The organism is Streptomyces sp. NPDC051576 (assembly GCF_040681835.1).
GTDB lineage: Bacteria > Actinomycetota > Actinomycetes > Streptomycetales > Streptomycetaceae > Streptomyces.
The window spans coordinates 19,003-35,123 of the sequence record NZ_JBFAZO010000003.1 but is presented as its reverse complement, the minus strand read 5'-3'; the positions used below and the strand labels follow the sequence as shown (position 1 = coordinate 35,123).

Here is a 16,121-nt window from a genome sequence, read left to right as displayed (position 1 = left end):
TCGCCGCCCTCCCTCAGTACTCGGTCACCTGAGACTCCAAGTACCCCTTCAAGAAGGCGTACTTGGCATCGCTGTCCGCCGCCGGGAGCGGGGCGAAGTGGTCGCCCAGTTCCATCGACCGCGGCTGCGAGGTGCGCAGGGCCGGCCAGGGTGGCAGGCCGTGGCCGTTCGGGTTGCCCGTCGCCACGAAGTTCGCGACATAGGAGGACGTGGTGTCGGCTATCGCGTGGTCGGCGGCCGTCCAGGGGCGGTCCGTGCCGTACAGGTTGCCGAAGAAGTAGTACTTCTCCGCGCCGTGGTAGGCGCCGGCGCCGTCCGCCGGTTCGATCGGGTTGGTGGTGTCGTGGCCCGGAGGGACGTGGGTCCACCAGTAGGCGTAGACCGGGCTGCGGTTGCCGGCCGTCGACCTGAACTGCGTGCCCCAGAGGAAGGTGGAGACCCGCTCCTCGTCGCGGGCGTAGGCGTTGTACTGCGCCGCCGCCTCCGCGTCGGTCGTCGCGGGGTAGAGGGAAAGGAAGTCGGCTGCCCGGTCGCCGAACGTCGTCGTCGCGTACGTCTCGTACGCCGCCACCGTCATCGTCAGTGTCGGCGAAGCGCCGTTCTCGTCCTTGTTGTTGCCGGTGAGGACCGGGATGTCGTACTCGGTACGGGACTTCATCGCGGCCGTGTACGACTTCGGCAGGACATAGCCGTCGAGTACGTTGCCGAAGCTCGTGCCCGCCGCCGGGGCGCCCGGTGCGTACACCTTGGTCACGATCTCGTCGGCCGACAGGGCGCGCAGTTCCGACAGCGAGGTCGCGCCCAGGTAGCTCGCGAACGCCGTGCCGTTGGCCTCCGCCGCCGCCAACTGCGAGTATCCGCCCGCCACATGGCCCAGCGCCGGGTCCTTGGTGTACTGCACGCCGGCCGAGAGAAGTCCCCGGTGGAACAGGCCACGGGCCAGCTTCGAGATCATCAGGATGTTCACGAACGACGAGCCGTGCGACCAGCCCGCCAGCGTCACCCGCTCCGGATCGCCCCCGAACGCGGCGATGTTGCGGCGGATCCACTTCAGCGCCGCGACCGTGTCCTGCACACCCCAGTTCCCGGAACCCCCGTGCCCGCCCTCCGAACTCAGCGCCGGATGCGCGAGGTTGCCGAAGGCGCCCACACGGTGGTTGTACGTCACCACGACCGCGCCCTTGGCCGCCAGGTTCGCCCCGTCGTACACCGGCTGCGAGGCCCACATGGCGCTGTTGCGGCCGCCGTAGATCCAGACGAAGACCGGGCGGAGGTCACGTCCGGTGGCTGAACTCCCCGCGCCCGTCCAGATGTTGAGGTTGAGGCAGTCCTCGCTCAGTGGGGGGACCTTGTCGGCGGCGATGCCCGTGACCGGCTGGGGGCAGGCCGCGCCCCAGGTGTCGGCCTTGCGGACGCCCTGCCAGGAGGGGGGTGGCTGCGGGGCGCGCCAACGGTTCTCGCCGGCTGTCGAGGCGGCGTAGGGGATGCCCTTGTAGACGGTGACCCCGGGGAGGGCGGCGGGGACACCCGTCACCAGGCCGGACTGGGTTCTGATCGGGTGGCTCGTGGTGGGGTGCTCGGTGGCTGATGCGGGGGCGGAGGGCAGGGTGCCCAGCAGGGTCGCGCCGGCCGCGACACCTGCCGTACGGCCGAGGAAGCCGCGGCGGTCGAAGTCTCTTGGGTCCACTGGGTCTCCCGGTCGCTTGGGGACGAGTCACGTCAGTCGCCCATGCTGTGCCGGGTCCACGGTGACGGCCTAGAGCGTTTTCGTGACTCACAGTGCCCTCGGGTGCAACTTAGGTTGCGGTACAGCGGGTTGACAGTTCGGGCCGTGAACGTGGGCCCTACAGCGATGACTTGATCGTGTGCAGGACCGCGTCCGCCATGCCCCGCTCCCCGCGCGCGTTCGGGTGCACCGGGGCCGCCGGGTTCTCCGGTGCGAGCGGCTCGATCCAGCGGGTGCTCTTCGCCGAGCAGGCGGTGTGGTCGGCGGACGGGGTGTACGTGTCGACGTAACTCGCGCCCGCCTCCGAAGCCCGTTGCCGCAGCATCGAGTTGAGCTGCTGCTCCTTGGTGCGCAGGAAGGTCACGTCGCCCGGTGCGAGGGACATCCCCCGGCCGCAGTCGGCGCTGTCGGAGGGCAGGATCGCCGGGTAGGAGACGACGTAGACCCGGGCCTCGGGGGCGCGGCGCCTGACCTCGGTCAGGACGCGGGTGAGGCGCTCGCCCGCCGTGGCGATCTTCTTCCGCACGGCGTCGGAGCCGTCGTTGACGTAGTGGCGTTCGCAGGGCGCCTTCTCGGTGAAGTACTTGCCGCTGCCGGTGAGTTGGTACAGCGCGCCCATGGCCACGCAGCGTTTGATCATCGCGCTGAAGCCGATGTCGTTTCCGCCGATGCCGACGGTGACCAGCCGGGTGTCGGACGAAAGCGCCCTGAGCTGGGGCGGGTTGGTGCCGTTGTCCGTGTCCTGTGATCCGGTGAGGTCGGTGGTGGTGGCTCCGCTGCAGCTCATGTCGCGGAACTTCGCTCCCTTCAGGCCGAGTTCGGCGGCCACGAGAGACGGGTAGTTGCCGGCGGAGCGGTCGCAGCCCTTGGGGGTTCCGGTGGGGTCGGTGATCCCGGGTCCTGCGGTGTAGGAGTCGCCGAGGGCCACGTACGGGCCCTTCGACGGGGCCGAGTAGGCGACACCGGTGTGGTCGCCGTCGCCGTCGTCGCGGGTGACCAGCACGACGGTGAGCAGCGTGCCGCAGGCGAGGAGCCCGGCCACTGCGACCTGTGTCGAGGTCTTCATCAATTGCCCTCTCTGGCTGCTGTGTTGTGGACGTCCGCGGGCCCGGCGACGGGCGGGGGAGTGCCCCGTCGCCGGGCCCGGGACTTGCGCCGGAGCCCCGTCCCCACGGGAACCGGCGCCGCGGGGCCGCCTCCGCTCTTGGCGGCCCCGGTCTGCGGGGGCCCTACGGGACCGGTGTGAGGCGGGGGGCCGGGGTCTCGGTCACCGGGGCCGGGACCTTGCGGCTCAGGGCCTCGCCCTCGACGTCCACGCTGGGCAGGATCCGGTCTAGCCAGCGCGGCAGGTACCAGGCCTTGTGGCCGAGCAGGGAGAGGACGGCGGGCACGATCGCCATCCGGACGACGAAGGCGTCGAACAGGACCGCGATGGCCAGCCCGAAGCCGATCATCTTGATCATCGACTCACCCGCGCCGATGAAGCCGGAGAACACCGCCATCATGATCAGTGCGGCGGCCACGACCACCCGGGCGCTGTGCTTGAACCCGGAGACGACCGCCTGCCCGGGGCCGTCCCCGTGGACGTAGGCCTCGCGCATCCGGGAGACCAGGAACACCTCGTAGTCCATGGCCAGTCCGAAGACGATGCCCACCAGGAAGATCGGCATCAGGCTCATGATCGGGCCGGTCTGCTCGACGCCCAGCCAGGAGGCGAGGTGGCCTTCCTGGAAGACCGCGACGACCGCGCCGAGCGCCGCGAGCACGGAGAGCAGGAAGCCGAGGGCCGCCTTCAGCGGGACCAGGAGCGAGCGGAAAACGAGGAGCAGCAGGACGATCGCCAGGCCCACCACCAGGGCCAGGTACGGGATCAGCGCGCTCTGGACCTTCTGCGCCACGTCGATGTTGAGCGCGGTGGTGCCGGTGACCTCGAAGCTCGCGCCGGACGTGCCGGACTCGATACCGGGCCGTTCGTCGCGGATCTTCTGGACGAGGTCCTTGGTCTTCTCGTCGGTCGGGCTGGTGGTGGGGGTCGCGGCGAACACCGCCGTGTCCCCGGCCTGGTTGAAGCGGGCCGGTGAGACGGAGACCACTCCGTCCGTGGCCGCTATCTCCTTCGAGATGGTCGCTACGGCGCCCTTCGCGTCGGTGGCTCCCTTGGCGTCCACCACGATGGTCAGCGGTCCGTTGAAGCCGGGGCCGAAGCCCTCGGCGAGGTCGTCGTAGGCGCGGCGTTCGGTGGTGGAGGTGGCCTTGGCCTCGTCGCCGGGCATGCCGAGTTGGAGGTTGAGGGCGGGGGTGGCCATCGCGCCGAGGCCGACGACGCCGAGCATCAGCACGGGGACCGGGTGGCGGACGACGACCCGGGCCCAACGGCTGCCGCCGTTCTCGCCGTTGCCCCGCTTGGTCTTGTTCCTGCGTTCGCGGCGGGAGAGGACCGCGTTCGGCCAGAAGCCGAGGACCGCGGGGACCAGGGTGAGGCAGATCAGGACGGCCAGCAGGACCGCGCCGGCCGCCGCCAGGCCCATCTTCGTCAGCATCGGGATGCCGACCACGGAGAGTCCGGCGAGCGCGATGACGACGGTGAGGCCGGCGAAGACGACCGCGGAGCCCGCCGTACCGGCCGCGAGTCCGGCCGCCTCCCTCGGTGCGTGGCCCTTCGCGCGTTCCTCGCGGTAGCGGGAGACGACGAACAGGGCGTAGTCGATGCCGCAGGCGAGGCCGAGCATCGTGGCGAGGGTGCCGGTGGTCTCGGAGAGGCCGAAGGTGGTGCCCAGGGCGAGGATCGCGGACATGCTGATGCCGACGCCGAGGATCGCGGTGAGGAGGGGCAGTCCGGCGGCGGCCAGTGAACCGAAGGTGATGAGCAGGACGAGGGCCGCGATGGCGATGCCGATCGCCTCGGCGCTGCCGCCGGCCGCGGGCTTCTCGGCGAGCGCGTCGCCGCCGACCTCGACGGTCAGGCCCGCGTCCCGGGCCGTGTCGATGGCCCGCTCCAGGTGCGTCTTCGCGGTGTCGGTCAGGTCGTCGGCCTTCACCTTGAAGGTGACGGTGGAGTACGCCGTGGACGCGTCCTTGCTCACCGCCTGAGCGGTGAACGGGTCGACGGCGGAGGCGACTTGGGAGCCGTCGCCCGCCTCCGTCACCAGCTTCTCGATCGCCGCCCTGTTCTCGGTCGCGGTGACCTTCTCGCCGTTCGGGGCGACGAAGACGATCCGGGCGCTGGCGCCGTCCGCCGCCGTGCCGGGGAAGCGCTGCTCCAGCAGGTCGAACGCCTTCTGCGACTCGATGCCCGGCATCGTGAAGCCGTCGTCGGGGGCGGCGGGTGCCTTGGCGGCGGCGAATCCGACGGCGCCGAGGACCGCCACCCACAACAGGGTGACGAACCAGCGCCACCGGAAGGCCACACGGCCCAAGTGATAAAGGAGAGTAGCCATGGCTGAGGGAAGCCTCCACGTCGGCATCGGTCAGTCGGACGGTCGGTCGAGATCGTGGTCTCAACCCTTCCGCCGACGTCCGTCCGCCACGAGGGAGCGCCCTCCCGAATGGATGGTGTAGCCCGCTACACCATCACCGCGGAGCTCAGCCCGCGTGCAGCTCCGTCAACTGGCCCAGCGGCAGCGTGTGCTGGGTCTGGAGGACCTTCGCGCGTAGATACCGGACATTGTGGGGTGTGGTGAACACGCCGGTCGGGACGCGGTCGTGGACCTCGATGCCGAGGCCGCGCAACTGGTCCGCCTTGTCGGGGTTGTTGGACAGCAGGTCCAGCGAGGTGACCCCGAGGGCGGTGAGCATCTGGGCGGCGGCCGTGTAGTCGCGGGCGTCCTCGGGCAGGCCCAGCGCGGTGTTGGCCGCGTAGGTGTCGAGGCCCTGGTCCTGGAGGGCGTACGCGTCGAGCTTGTTGTAGAGGCCGATGCCCCGGCCCTCCTGGCGCAGATAGAGCAGGACACCGCCGCGGTCGGCTATGCGCTCCACCGCCTCGCGCAGTTGAGGGCCGCAGTCGCAGCGGGCGGAGCCGAAGACATCGCCGGTCAGGCATTCGGAGTGCAGCCGGACCAGCGGGGTGGTGCCGGGGGCGGGGTCGCCGAGGACGACCGCGACATGTTCCTGTCCGTCGGTCAGACCGTGGAAGGTGACGAGTTCGGCGTCGACGGCGTAGCCGTCCTGGAAGCGCAGCGGTACCCGGACGCGGGCACGCGGGGTGGCGGCGGGGAAGTCGGGCATGCGGGTCTCCGAGTCCGATGGGTGACGTAGCGATGTGCTTCAAAACTGAAGCACATCCACGATCACGGACCCTACCTCATGCTTGAAATTTGAAGCAACAGAATTGAGGGACGACTTACGGAGACGTCCTACGGGGACGGCTCACGAACACGGCGGGGTGGAGCGGCGGCGCCACGGGACGTCCTCCGGGGTCTCCAGTGCCCGTGCGATCACGGCGCTGATCTCCTCCAGCTGGCCCACCTGTTCCGGGGTGAGCTGGTCGAAGATCGCGGCGCGCACGGTCTCGACATGGCCCGGCGCCGCCCGCTCCAGGACGGCCATCCCCGCGTCGGTCAGGACCGCGGTGCTGCCCCGCTTGTCGGACGGACACCCCTCCCGCCGCACCAGACCGTCCTTCTCCAGCCGGGTCACGGCGTACGTCAGCCGGCTCCGGGTGATCTTCGACTGCTCGGCGAGGTCGGTCATCCGCAGCCGGTGGTCCGGTACGTCGGAGAGGTTGGCGAGGATGGAGTAGTAGAGGTGGGGCATGCCGGCCTCCTGCTGGAGCTGCCGGTCGATCGCGTCCTCCAGGAGGTGCGTCGCGGCGATGTACGCGCGCCAGGCGCGCTGCTCCTCGGTGGTCAGCCAGCGGGTCGTCATGCCACCAGTGTAGGTTTGTTTCAAACTTGAACCAAGCCCGCGGTTCCCTTCGGACCCGGGTCCGCCGTCCCACCGAGCCGGGAGCGCGTCCGATGCCCCACCCGTACGTCCTCCTCTCCGCCGCCGTCTCCCTCGACGGCTACCTCGACGACACCGGCCCCGACCGGCTGCTGCTCTCCAGCCCGGCCGACTTCGACCGGGTCGACGAGGTCCGGGCGTCCGTGGACGCGATCCTCATCGGCGCCGGCACGATCCGCGCCGACAACCCCCGCCTGCTCGTCAACTCCGCCGAGCGCCGCGCGGCCCGCCTCGCCGCCGGCAAGCCGGAGTACCCCCTCAAGATCACGGTCAGCGGCTCCGGTGATCTCGACCCCACGGCCAACTTCTGGCACACGGGCGGGGAGAAGCTGGTCTTCACGACGGACAAGGGCGCCGAACGGGCCGGACGGCTCGGCCTCACCGCCGACATCGTCCCGCTGGGCCCGGACCTCGACTGGCGCCGCCTGCTGGAGCACCTGCACGAGGTCCGGGGCGTCGACCGCCTGATGGTCGAGGGCGGCGGCACCATCCACACCCAGCTCCTCCAGCAGGGACTGGCCGACGAACTCCAGCTCGTCCTGTCCCCCCTCTTCGTCGGCACCCCGGACGCGCCCCGCCTCTTCGGCCCCGGCGACTACCAGGCCGGCCGCCTCCGCCTGGTCGAGACCCGCCCCATCGAGGACGTGGTCCTCATCCGCTACGAACCCACCGCCCCCGGCACCGGCGACCTCCCCTCCGCCGCCGACCACCACTGGCTCGCCCTCGCCTGCGACCTGGCCGCCGACTGCCCGCCCTCGGACACGGCGTTCAGCGTCGGCGCGGTGGTGGTCGCGCGGGACGGCACGGAACTGGCCCGGGGCCACTCCCGCGAGGCCGGCGACCCGGTGGTCCACGCGGAGGAGGCGGCCCTGGCGAAACTGGCCCCGGGGGACCCGCGCCTCGCGACCGCCACGGTCTACACGAGCCTCGAACCCTGCACCCACCGTGCCTCCCGCCCCAAGCCCTGCGCCCGGCTGATCCTCGACGCGGGCGTAGGGAGGGTGGTCACGGCGTGGAGGGAGCCGGACACCTTCGTGACGGGGGCGGACGGGAGCGGGATGCTGGCGGCGCGAGGAGTGTCGGTGGTGGTGCTGGGGGAGTACGAGGAACGGGCGATGACGCCGAACCGGCATCTGCTGGGCTGAGGAGCTCCGCTCGCGGGGGTGAGCAACTCCGGTGTTGTCAAGTGGTGTTGGGACCACCCCTGGGGGTGCTGCTGGACGGCTGTCGGGCTGAACAGGCCGTTCATAGCATCGCGACCATGATGAATCCGACGAACGGACAACGAACGGGCACCACCAGGCGGACGGCGCTGCGCGGGCTGGGACTCTCGGCGGCGGGCCTGGCCCTGGCGACCGGGCCCGGCACCTCGCCGGCCGCGGCGAATCCGCGTCCCGGGCCCACCACCTACGTGCTGGTGCACGGCACCCACAGCGCGGGCGCGTTCTGGATGCCGATCGCGCGGGAGCTGACGCTGCGCGGTCACCGCGTCGTCATGGTGGACCAGCCGCGGCACGGTGCGGAGGCTTTCGTGCCGGAGTCGTACCAGCGGCAGGACCTCAAGGCGATGGCGGTCGAGCCCTCCCCGTTGGAGGGCCTCGGGCTGGAGGACTACGAGGCACGCGTCACGGGCATCGTGCGGCGGGCGGCACGGAACGGCCCGGTGGTGCTGGTCGGGCACAGCCTGGGTGGCGTATCGGTCAGCCGGGTCGGCGACGCCGTCCCGCATCTGCTGCACCACATCTGCTACATGGCGGCCTTCTGCCCCAGCCGTGTCCTGCCCTCGGCGGACGCCTGCACGGCGGCACCCGAGAACGCGAACGCAGTCAGCCCGGTCGAGCTGGTGGTGGGCGACCAGGACCGGCTCGGTGTATTACGGCTGAACTTCCGGACGGGCGACAGCCATGCGCTGTCCCTCCTGAAGGAGATGATCTGCGCGGACTATCCCGATGCCGAATTCCGCCGGACACTGGCCGGAATGCAGACCGACGAGCCCATAGCCGCTTATGCGGGCCGGGCGGTCGGCCGGGCCGGTTCCTGGGGACGTATTCCCCGCACCTACCTGCGTTTCGGCAAGGACCGGACGATCGCCACCGCACTCCAGGACAGGATGATCGCGGAAGCCGACGCGCTCACGCCCGACAACAGGTTCCATGTGCACAATTTCGCGGCGGCGTCGCACGTCGGCCCCCTCGATCCCGTCCCGGTCGCGGAAATCCTGGACACGCTCGCGGGGTAAGGGGACTAAGGCGAGGCTCAGGACCATGGGGATATCCGTCACCGTCTTGGCCTGCCCGGAGACCCGGTTCGACGAGCACGGCAACCCCGTCGACAGCTCCAAGACCCCCGAGCAGGGCGCCGCCACCCAGGTACGGGCCGCGACCTCCCGGCAAGTCGACGGCCTCGGCGGCGTCTACTGCGCCACCGCCCGCCAGGACCGATCGGCCCATCAGATCCTGCGCCCCACCGCCCTCCCGGTCACGCTCGCAATAACCCGGTGCGGACAAAGCGGAGGTAGGACACATGAGGGCAGTGGGCCGGCGGCACGTCAGGGCGGTGCTCGGCGCGGGCGTGGTCGTGGGGCTTCTCGCCTCGTGCGGGGCCGCGGACACCGGGACCCGGACCATGGCGCGGGCGCTGCCCGCCGACGCGGCGTTCACGCACCCCGGAGTGCTGGTCAGCAAGGGGCAGTTGGACGTCGTACGGAAGAACGTGGCCGCCGGGAAACAGCCCTGGCTGAAGGCGTACTTCGGGATGCGGGACAGCAAGTACGGGTCGTACAAGTACACGGCGAAGCCGTACGCCGACGTCGACTGCCCCTGGAACGGCAAGGCCGCGCACGGGTGTGTCGAGGAGCGCGAGGACGCGATCGCGGCGTACACGCAGGCCCTGCTGTTCAGCATCACCGGGAAGCAGCAGCACGCGCTCAAGGCCCGCGAGATCATGGACGACTGGTCGGCGAGGATGAAGGAGCACACCTCCGAGGACGCCGGACTGCAGACCGCGTGGGCCGGGTCGACGTGGGTGCGGGCGGCGGAGATCGTGCGGTACGCGCCGGGGGCCGGGTGGCCGGCGGACCGGGTCGAGCGGTTCGAGACCATGCTGCGTACCGCCTATCAGCCGGAGGTCACCAAGAACCTGCCCGACTACAACGGCAACTGGGACCTCGCGATGACGGACGCGGCGATCGGTATCGCCGTCTTCCTCGACGACCACCGGGCCTTCGACGCCGCCGTCAAACGCTTCCGCGACCGGGTGCCCGCCTACTTCTACCTCGCGAAGGACGGGAAGGTGCCGCTCACCCCGGTGGGCTCCACCGTCACCACCCCGCAGAAACTGACGACGTACTGGTTCAAGCAGACCACCTTCAAGGACGGCGTCGCCCAGGAGACCTGCCGCAACTTCAAGCACGTCGGGTACTCGCTGGCGGCCACCGCCCATATCGCCGAGACCGCCTGGCACCAGGGCGTCGACCTCTACAAGGAGGTCAAGGACCGGCTGGCCGCCGCGCTCGACCTCCACGCCCGCTACCAGCTCGGCGAGCCCGCGCCCGCCTGGCTGTGCGGCGGCAAGGTCGACCGCAGCATGGGGCCCGACCTGGAGGTTCCCCTCAACCACCTGGAGGGCCGGCTCGGCATGAAGCTGCCCTTCGCGCACAAGCTCGCCGAGGAGACCCGGCCGGCCGGCAGCGACGACCTCTTCGTCTCCTGGGAGACCCTCACGCACGCCGGGAACCCGGGCGACTGACACTCGTGTGACTTCGGACCCCGCGAATGGCGTATAGTTGGGAACACAACGGCGCGGGGTGGAGCAGCTCGGTAGCTCGCTGGGCTCATAACCCAGAGGTCGCAGGTTCAAATCCTGTCCCCGCTACTCAAGGCCAAGGGCCGGAATCCAGATTCTTTCTGGATTCCGGCCCTTGGTGTTTCCGCCCCTTCCCCTATCGGGTCACCCCGCTCGCCGCCCTCCCCCGGCCACGAAAAACTGGACGCGTGGAGGAGGGTCCGTATGTGCGAGCCGGCGGGCGCCTGCCCGGCGATCCCGTGCCCGACCCCGGCCTCGGCCCCGACGAGGGACGGCGGATCCCGTACACCCTCGCCTTCGTCCGCCGACTGCCCGCGCTGCTGCTGGTCGTCGGGGCGTTCTACGACTACCTCACCCCGCAGGACTTCACCGCGGCCCCGTTCTTCACCGCCGCCCCGCTCGTCGCCGCCCCGCTCTACTCGCGGCGCGGGACCGTACTCACCGGCCTGGCCGCGGTCGCCGTCGTCCTCGCCATCCACCTGAAGCTCGGCATCGTCCTGCGGATCGACGCGGTCACCGAGGCGGTCACCGTGGTGACGGTCGCGGGTCTCGCCGTTCTCATCAACCTCCTCGTCCGCCGCAGCAGCGAACAGCTCGCCTCCGTACGCGAGATCGCCGAGGCCGCCCAGCGCGCGGTACTGCCCGAACCCGCCGAGCGGATCGGCGGGTTCGAGATCGCGGCACGGTACGAGGCGGCCCAGGAGGGCGCGTCCATCGGCGGCGACCTGTACGCGGTGCAGGACACCCCGCACGGCGTACGGCTGATCGTCGGCGACGTGCGCGGCAAGGGCATGGGCGCGGTCGCCGCCGTCGCCGTGGTGATCGGGGCGTTCCGGGAGGCGGCCGAGCAGGAGACCACCCTGGAGGAGGTCGCCCAGCGGCTGGAGCGGGCGCTGGCCCGCGAGGGCACCCGGCGCGACGGCCTCGACGCGTTCGAGGGGTTCACCACGGCCGTCCTCGCCGAACTCCCGCACGGCGACGGCGTCGTACGGATCGTCGACCGGGGTCACCCGCCGCCGCTGCTCCTGAACGCGGACGGCACTGTGGAAACCCTGCTCGTCAAGGAACCCGCACTGCCGCTCGGCATGGGCGAGTTGGGGTTCTGGCCCGACCGCGCCCAGGAGTTCCCGTTCCCGGGCGGGGCCACGCTGCTGGTGTACACCGACGGTCTGTCCGAGGCCCGGGACTGCCACGGCGTCTTCTTCGATCCCGGGGAGCGGCTGGCCGGACGGACCTTCCGCAGCCCCGAGTCGTTGCTCGGGATCCTCGCCAAGGAGGTGCGCCGGTACTCCGGGGGCGGGATGTCGGACGACATGGCGATGATCGCCGTACGCCATCCATGAACGGTGTCACCAGGTGTGATCGGGCGAGCGCCCTCCGCATAACAACTGACATACCGTCAATAGCTGTGGGAATTCTGAGACTTGGTCAACTCGCCCGTTTTTCGCCGGTCGTGGGCCCTTCGTCCAGCAAGGAAAGGTTAATGATCAAGCGGAACAGCTTGGAATCGGGTGCCCGGGTCTATTAACGTTCGATAACGCAGCGCGGTCGTCCCAGCCGTCACAAGAGACGGCTCCGTGCGCACGCGCCGAATCCCGCAAGGGAACCGGGGAACCACCACTTGGGGTGAATCGCTCGTCGACCGCCGTGGGAACACGACAGGTTTACGCGCGTAGGAGACCTTCCTGCTCCGAACCCGTCAGCTAACCCGGTAGGCGAGAAGGAAGGAAAGGAGCACGCCCACGTGGCGTCCAACCAGGCTGCCCCAGAAGCCCCGTTCGTGTACGGCGGTTACCGCCCCGACGAGGGCCCCTGGGAGGAGTGGAACCCCAGCGCGGAGTCCGTTCCCCCCAACCGCGGCAAGCACCGTGTCGCCAAGCAGCGTGGTGGCGGGGGATTCGCCCGCAGCTCCACCGTCCTGGGTGTCGGTGTCATAGCCGCCGTGAGCGCCGGCGGGATGGCCAGCGCCAACACCGGCAAGCCGCCCGTCTCGATCTCCCTGCCGGACCTGCCCTCCGTGGGGCATCTGCTGGACGACTCCTCCAGCACCCCCAAGGGTTCCGCGACCGCGCTCAGCAGCGTCGGCGTGACCTCCACCGAGACCGCCAAGGGCACCTCGGACGCGGGTGAGCTGCTGCGCAACCGGATCATGGAGCAGGCCGAGCTCCAGCAGCTCCAGGTCGACGGCAAGTCGCAGGCCGCCGCCGAGGCAGCCGTCGCCAAGCAGGTCGACGACGCCGCGGCCAAGGCCGAGAAGGACGCCGCCGCCAAGGCCGCGGACGCGAAGGAGGCCGCGGAGGCCGCCGCCAAGAAGAAGGCCGAGGCCGCGAAGCTCGCCGAGCTGGCCAAGCAGTACACCCTGCCGGTCGGGTCGTACACGATCACCGGCACCTTCGGTCAGGCCGGCACCATGTGGTCCTCCGGCTACCACACCGGGCTCGACTTCGCGGCGCCCACAGGCACGCTGATCAAGGCCATCCACAGCGGCACGGTCACCGAGGCGGGCTGGGCCGGGTCCTACGGCTACCGCACGATCATCACCCTCGACGACGGCACCGAGCTGTGGTTCTGCCACCAGTCCTCGATCAACGTCAGCGTCGGGCAGAAGGTCGCCACCGGTGACGTCATCGGCCGCGTCGGAGCCACCGGCAACGTGACCGGGCCGCACCTCCACCTTGAGGTCCACATCAACGGCGCCGCGACCGCCAGCGACCCGGCGCCCTGGCTGCGCAGCAAGGGCCTCAACCCCTGAGCCACCCGGCGATCCTGCTGGAATATCGGGTTCCGGTCCGGCTGTTGACGTAGAGCATGACTTCTCTTCGCAAGCTGGGCCGGTCCGACCTCGACATCTTCCCGCTCGTCCTCGGCGGCAACGTCTTCGGCTGGACCGCCGACGAGGCGGCCTCCTTCGCCGTACTCGACGCGTACACGGCCGCCGGGGGCAACTTCGTCGACACCGCCGACTCGTATTCGGCGTTCGCCGCGGGCAACCAGGGCGGCGAGTCCGAGACGGTCATCGGCAAGTGGCTGGCGGCCCGCGGCAACCGCGCCGACGTCGTCATCGCCACCAAGGTCAGCCAGCACCCCGACTACCCGGGCCTGTCCGCCGCCAACATCAAGGCCGCGGCCGACGCATCCCTGCGCCGCCTGGGCACCGACTACATCGACCTGTACTACCCGCACTTCGACAAGGAGGACGTGCCGGTCGAGGAGATCGTCGGCACGCTCGACGAGCTGGTGCGGGCGGGCAAGGTGCGGCACATCGCCGCCTCCAACATCTCCCCGGCGCGCCTCCAGGCCTCCCTCGACCTCTCCGACCGCGAGGGCCTGGCACGCTACGTCGCCATCCAGCCGCACTACAACCTCGTCTCCCGCGACACCTACGAGGGCGAGCTGCGCGACGTCGCCGAACGCGGCGGCCTGTCGGCCCTCCCGTACTTCGCGCTCGCGGCCGGCTTCCTCACCGGCAAGTACCGCCCCGGCACGACCGTGGAGAGCGCACGGGCCGGGCGCGCGGCCCAGTACCTCGAATCGGAGCGCGGCCAGCGGGTCCTGACCGCCCTGGACGAGATCGCCGAGGCCCACGCCGCCCCCGTCGCTACGGTCGCCCTGGCCTGGCTCGCCGCCCGGCCGACGGTCGCCGCGCCGATCGCCTCCGCCCGGACGGTGGAGCAACTGCCGGCGCTGGTGGCGGTGGCGGAACTGGAGCTGACGGAGGGGGAGTTGGGGAAGTTGACGGAGGCGTCGGCCTAGGTCGTGGCCGTGAAGTCCCGTCGTTCACCCGCGGGGCGGGACTCGTGGCGGGTTGGTGTCGCCGGTCGGTGCGGCGAGTGGGGGCGCCTCCCGCGCCCTTGCGGCAGTGGGGGCGCGTGCCGGGGGGAGTCGTGAGGCAGGCGGGGCCTTGCGGACACGGTCTGGGGGCTTCGGTGGGTCGGGTCACGGGGAAGCGACGGCGATTGGTCGGCGTCGGTGGGCCGGACTGGAGCTGGCGGACGCGGAGTTGGGGAAGCTGGCGGAGGCGTCGGCCTAGGTCTCCGGTCGGTCGAGGCACGGCAAAGTGCTGGGGACCGGTCGGCGCCGCCGGTGTGTGCGGTCGGTGCGGTGGAGGAGGCGCCGGATCTCGCCGGCTGCTGCCGCGGGCGACGCGGAGCGATGGGGCTCGTCCCGGTCCAGCGGGGCCGGGGGCGGGGAGAGCGACTGCACTGCCTCCAGGACCTCCAGGACCTCCAGGACCTCCACGCCTTCGAGGCGGTGAGAGCGTGGGCCGCGTCCAGCCTCTGCGGCCGGTCCTGAGGGTCGTCAGGAGTGGTACGGGTTGTACACGGAGTAGGGGGCCGCCGCGTTCCCGTACGACCCGTACACCGGCCACGGCGGCACGATCACCGGTACCGGTGGTGCCGTGCGTCTCGCCGCGTAGTCCAGGGCTGGGCGGGCCACCTCACGGCGGAGCCACAGTTCGTGCAGCAACTGCCGTTCCCGTAAGGGGAATTCGGGGCCGGCGTGACGGTGGCGCAGGATGGCCAGGGTGGTCGCGTAGGCCTCGTACTGGGCGACCGTGCGGGCCCCGGACCTGCCCAGGTGGTGGCGGGCGTACTCGCGGGCCAGGCGGCGGGCCTTCATCGAGCCGAGGACGAAGGGTTCGGCCGGGGGCAGCCAGCCCGCGTGGACGTATACGGGCAACTCCTCGCGTACGGTGCGCAGTTCGCGTTGGCGGGTCCAGACCGCGAGCCAGGTCAGCAGGCCGAACGCGGGCACCATCAGCATGCCGTAGACCTCGAAGAAGCCGTACTGGCCGAACGTCGAGGAGCCGTTCCAGATCGCGTGCATGCCCATCGCGAGGAGCAGGCCGGTCAGCGGTAGCAGGGTGCGGCGGATGGGCCGGCGGTCGGGGGAGAGGGCCGCGATGCCGAAGCCGATGCCTGTCAGGACGGTGAACAGGGGGTGCGCGAACGGGGACATGACGATGCGCACGAAGAAGGTCGCCGCGGTGACGGAGGTGAAGCCGCGGTCGCCGGTGAGCTGGTCGGTGCCGAAGGCGGTGCCGAGGTAGAGGATGTTCTCGGTGAAGGCGAAGCCGGTGGCGGTGACCCCGGCTATCACCACGCCGTCGACGATCCCGGTGAAGTCCCGTCTGCGGAACAGGAAGACGAGGAGTACGGCCGCCGCCTTCGCCGACTCCTCGACGATCGGCGCTATGACGGTCGCGCCGAGGGTGTCCGCGCTGGTCGGGTCGGCGGTCGTGGTCGCTATCCATCTGGTCGCGAAGCTGTTGGCGACGATCGCTATGAGGGCCGCGGCGCAGGCACCCCACGCGAAGGAGAAGAAGAGGTTCCGCCAGGGGCCGGGGTCGACCCGGTCCAGCCAGCAGAACGCGGCGACGAGCAGCGGCACGGGCAGCACCGCGAGCCCGAGGCCCACCAAGAACCCTTCGGTGCCCGTCTGTTGGCGGACGAGCGCGAGGATGACGAGCCCGGAGAGCGAGAGCAGGGTGATCAGCGCGCAGTGCCGGACCCAGTTCCGCCGCCACCAGCGTTCGCGCGGCCCGTGCCCGGGCACACCACCGGCGGGGTGGCCGGGGTGTGGGGGGTACGGCGAAAACGTGGCCACGGCATCGACCCTAACGAGGTAAGGGCACGGCCCGCGAGGGAGC

Annotated in this window: 13 protein-coding genes, 1 tRNA gene, 1 pseudogene and 1 riboswitch; of the genes and pseudogenes, 9 read left to right on the top strand and 6 right to left on the bottom strand. The window is 70.7% G+C overall.

The window, feature by feature from the left end; translation table 11 throughout:
- Positions 1-13 precede the first annotated feature (13 nt).
- From AB0M63_RS09885 to AB0M63_RS09865, 5 genes are all read right to left on the bottom strand, one after another.
- On the bottom strand, positions 14-1,687 hold the full coding sequence (locus AB0M63_RS09885) for a carboxylesterase family protein (RefSeq protein ID WP_366019022.1): 1,674 nt from the start codon (positions 1,685-1,687) through the stop codon (positions 14-16).
- 157 nt (positions 1,688-1,844) lie between these two features.
- Positions 1,845-2,792, bottom strand: a complete 948-nt coding sequence (locus tag AB0M63_RS09880; protein ID WP_366019021.1) for an SGNH/GDSL hydrolase family protein — start codon at positions 2,790-2,792, stop codon at positions 1,845-1,847.
- A 163-nt stretch (positions 2,793-2,955) separates the two neighbouring features.
- Complete coding sequence (locus tag AB0M63_RS09875) at positions 2,956-5,163, bottom strand: MMPL family transporter (protein ID WP_366019020.1); 2,208 nt, start codon at positions 5,161-5,163, stop codon at positions 2,956-2,958.
- A 145-nt stretch (positions 5,164-5,308) separates the two neighbouring features.
- Positions 5,309-5,950, bottom strand: a complete 642-nt coding sequence (ribA, locus tag AB0M63_RS09870; protein ID WP_355923633.1) for a GTP cyclohydrolase II — start codon at positions 5,948-5,950, stop codon at positions 5,309-5,311.
- Positions 5,951-6,091: 141 nt separating this feature from the next.
- Positions 6,092-6,589: a MarR family transcriptional regulator gene (locus tag AB0M63_RS09865; protein ID WP_366019019.1), complete on the bottom strand. Its 498-nt coding sequence runs from the start codon at positions 6,587-6,589 to the stop codon at positions 6,092-6,094.
- 92 nt (positions 6,590-6,681) lie between these two features.
- On the opposite strand from AB0M63_RS09865, the gene AB0M63_RS09860 reads away from it, so the two are divergent.
- The 9 genes and pseudogenes from AB0M63_RS09860 (at position 6,682) to AB0M63_RS09820 (ending at position 14,764) form a co-directional block, all read left to right on the top strand.
- Positions 6,682-7,812 (top strand): dihydrofolate reductase family protein, encoded by a 1,131-nt coding sequence (locus AB0M63_RS09860; protein ID WP_366019018.1) that lies wholly within the window; start codon positions 6,682-6,684, stop codon positions 7,810-7,812.
- Between the two features lie 266 nt (positions 7,813-8,078).
- A complete protein-coding gene (locus AB0M63_RS09855; RefSeq protein ID WP_366019465.1) occupies positions 8,079-8,906 on the top strand; it encodes an alpha/beta hydrolase in 828 nt (275 codons plus the stop codon).
- Positions 8,907-8,976: 70 nt separating this feature from the next.
- A pseudogene (locus tag AB0M63_RS09850) lies at positions 8,977-9,084 on the top strand (oxidoreductase); the annotation flags it as partial.
- 106 nt (positions 9,085-9,190) lie between these two features.
- On the top strand, positions 9,191-10,414 hold the full coding sequence (locus AB0M63_RS09845) for an alginate lyase family protein (RefSeq protein WP_355923639.1): 1,224 nt from the start codon (positions 9,191-9,193) through the stop codon (positions 10,412-10,414).
- A gap of 52 nt (positions 10,415-10,466) precedes the next feature.
- A tRNA-Met gene (locus AB0M63_RS09840) sits at positions 10,467-10,540 on the top strand.
- A 119-nt stretch (positions 10,541-10,659) separates the two neighbouring features.
- Positions 10,660-11,814: a PP2C family protein-serine/threonine phosphatase gene (locus AB0M63_RS09835; protein WP_366019017.1), complete on the top strand. Its 1,155-nt coding sequence runs from the start codon at positions 10,660-10,662 to the stop codon at positions 11,812-11,814.
- A 233-nt stretch (positions 11,815-12,047) separates the two neighbouring features.
- A riboswitch (cyclic di-AMP (ydaO/yuaA leader) is annotated at positions 12,048-12,204 on the top strand.
- Positions 12,205-12,215: 11 nt separating this feature from the next.
- Positions 12,216-13,223: a M23 family metallopeptidase gene (locus tag AB0M63_RS09830; protein WP_366019016.1), complete on the top strand. Its 1,008-nt coding sequence runs from the start codon at positions 12,216-12,218 to the stop codon at positions 13,221-13,223.
- A gap of 56 nt (positions 13,224-13,279) precedes the next feature.
- Positions 13,280-14,224: an aldo/keto reductase gene (locus AB0M63_RS09825; protein WP_366019015.1), complete on the top strand. Its 945-nt coding sequence runs from the start codon at positions 13,280-13,282 to the stop codon at positions 14,222-14,224.
- A gap of 399 nt (positions 14,225-14,623) precedes the next feature.
- Positions 14,624-14,764 (top strand): hypothetical protein, encoded by a 141-nt coding sequence (locus AB0M63_RS09820; RefSeq protein WP_366019014.1) that lies wholly within the window; start codon positions 14,624-14,626, stop codon positions 14,762-14,764.
- A gap of 6 nt (positions 14,765-14,770) precedes the next feature.
- Here AB0M63_RS09820 and AB0M63_RS09815 read toward each other — a convergent pair whose 3' ends face one another.
- Positions 14,771-16,078 (bottom strand): PrsW family intramembrane metalloprotease, encoded by a 1,308-nt coding sequence (locus AB0M63_RS09815; protein WP_366019013.1) that lies wholly within the window; start codon positions 16,076-16,078, stop codon positions 14,771-14,773.
- Positions 16,079-16,121: the final 43 nt, after the last annotated feature.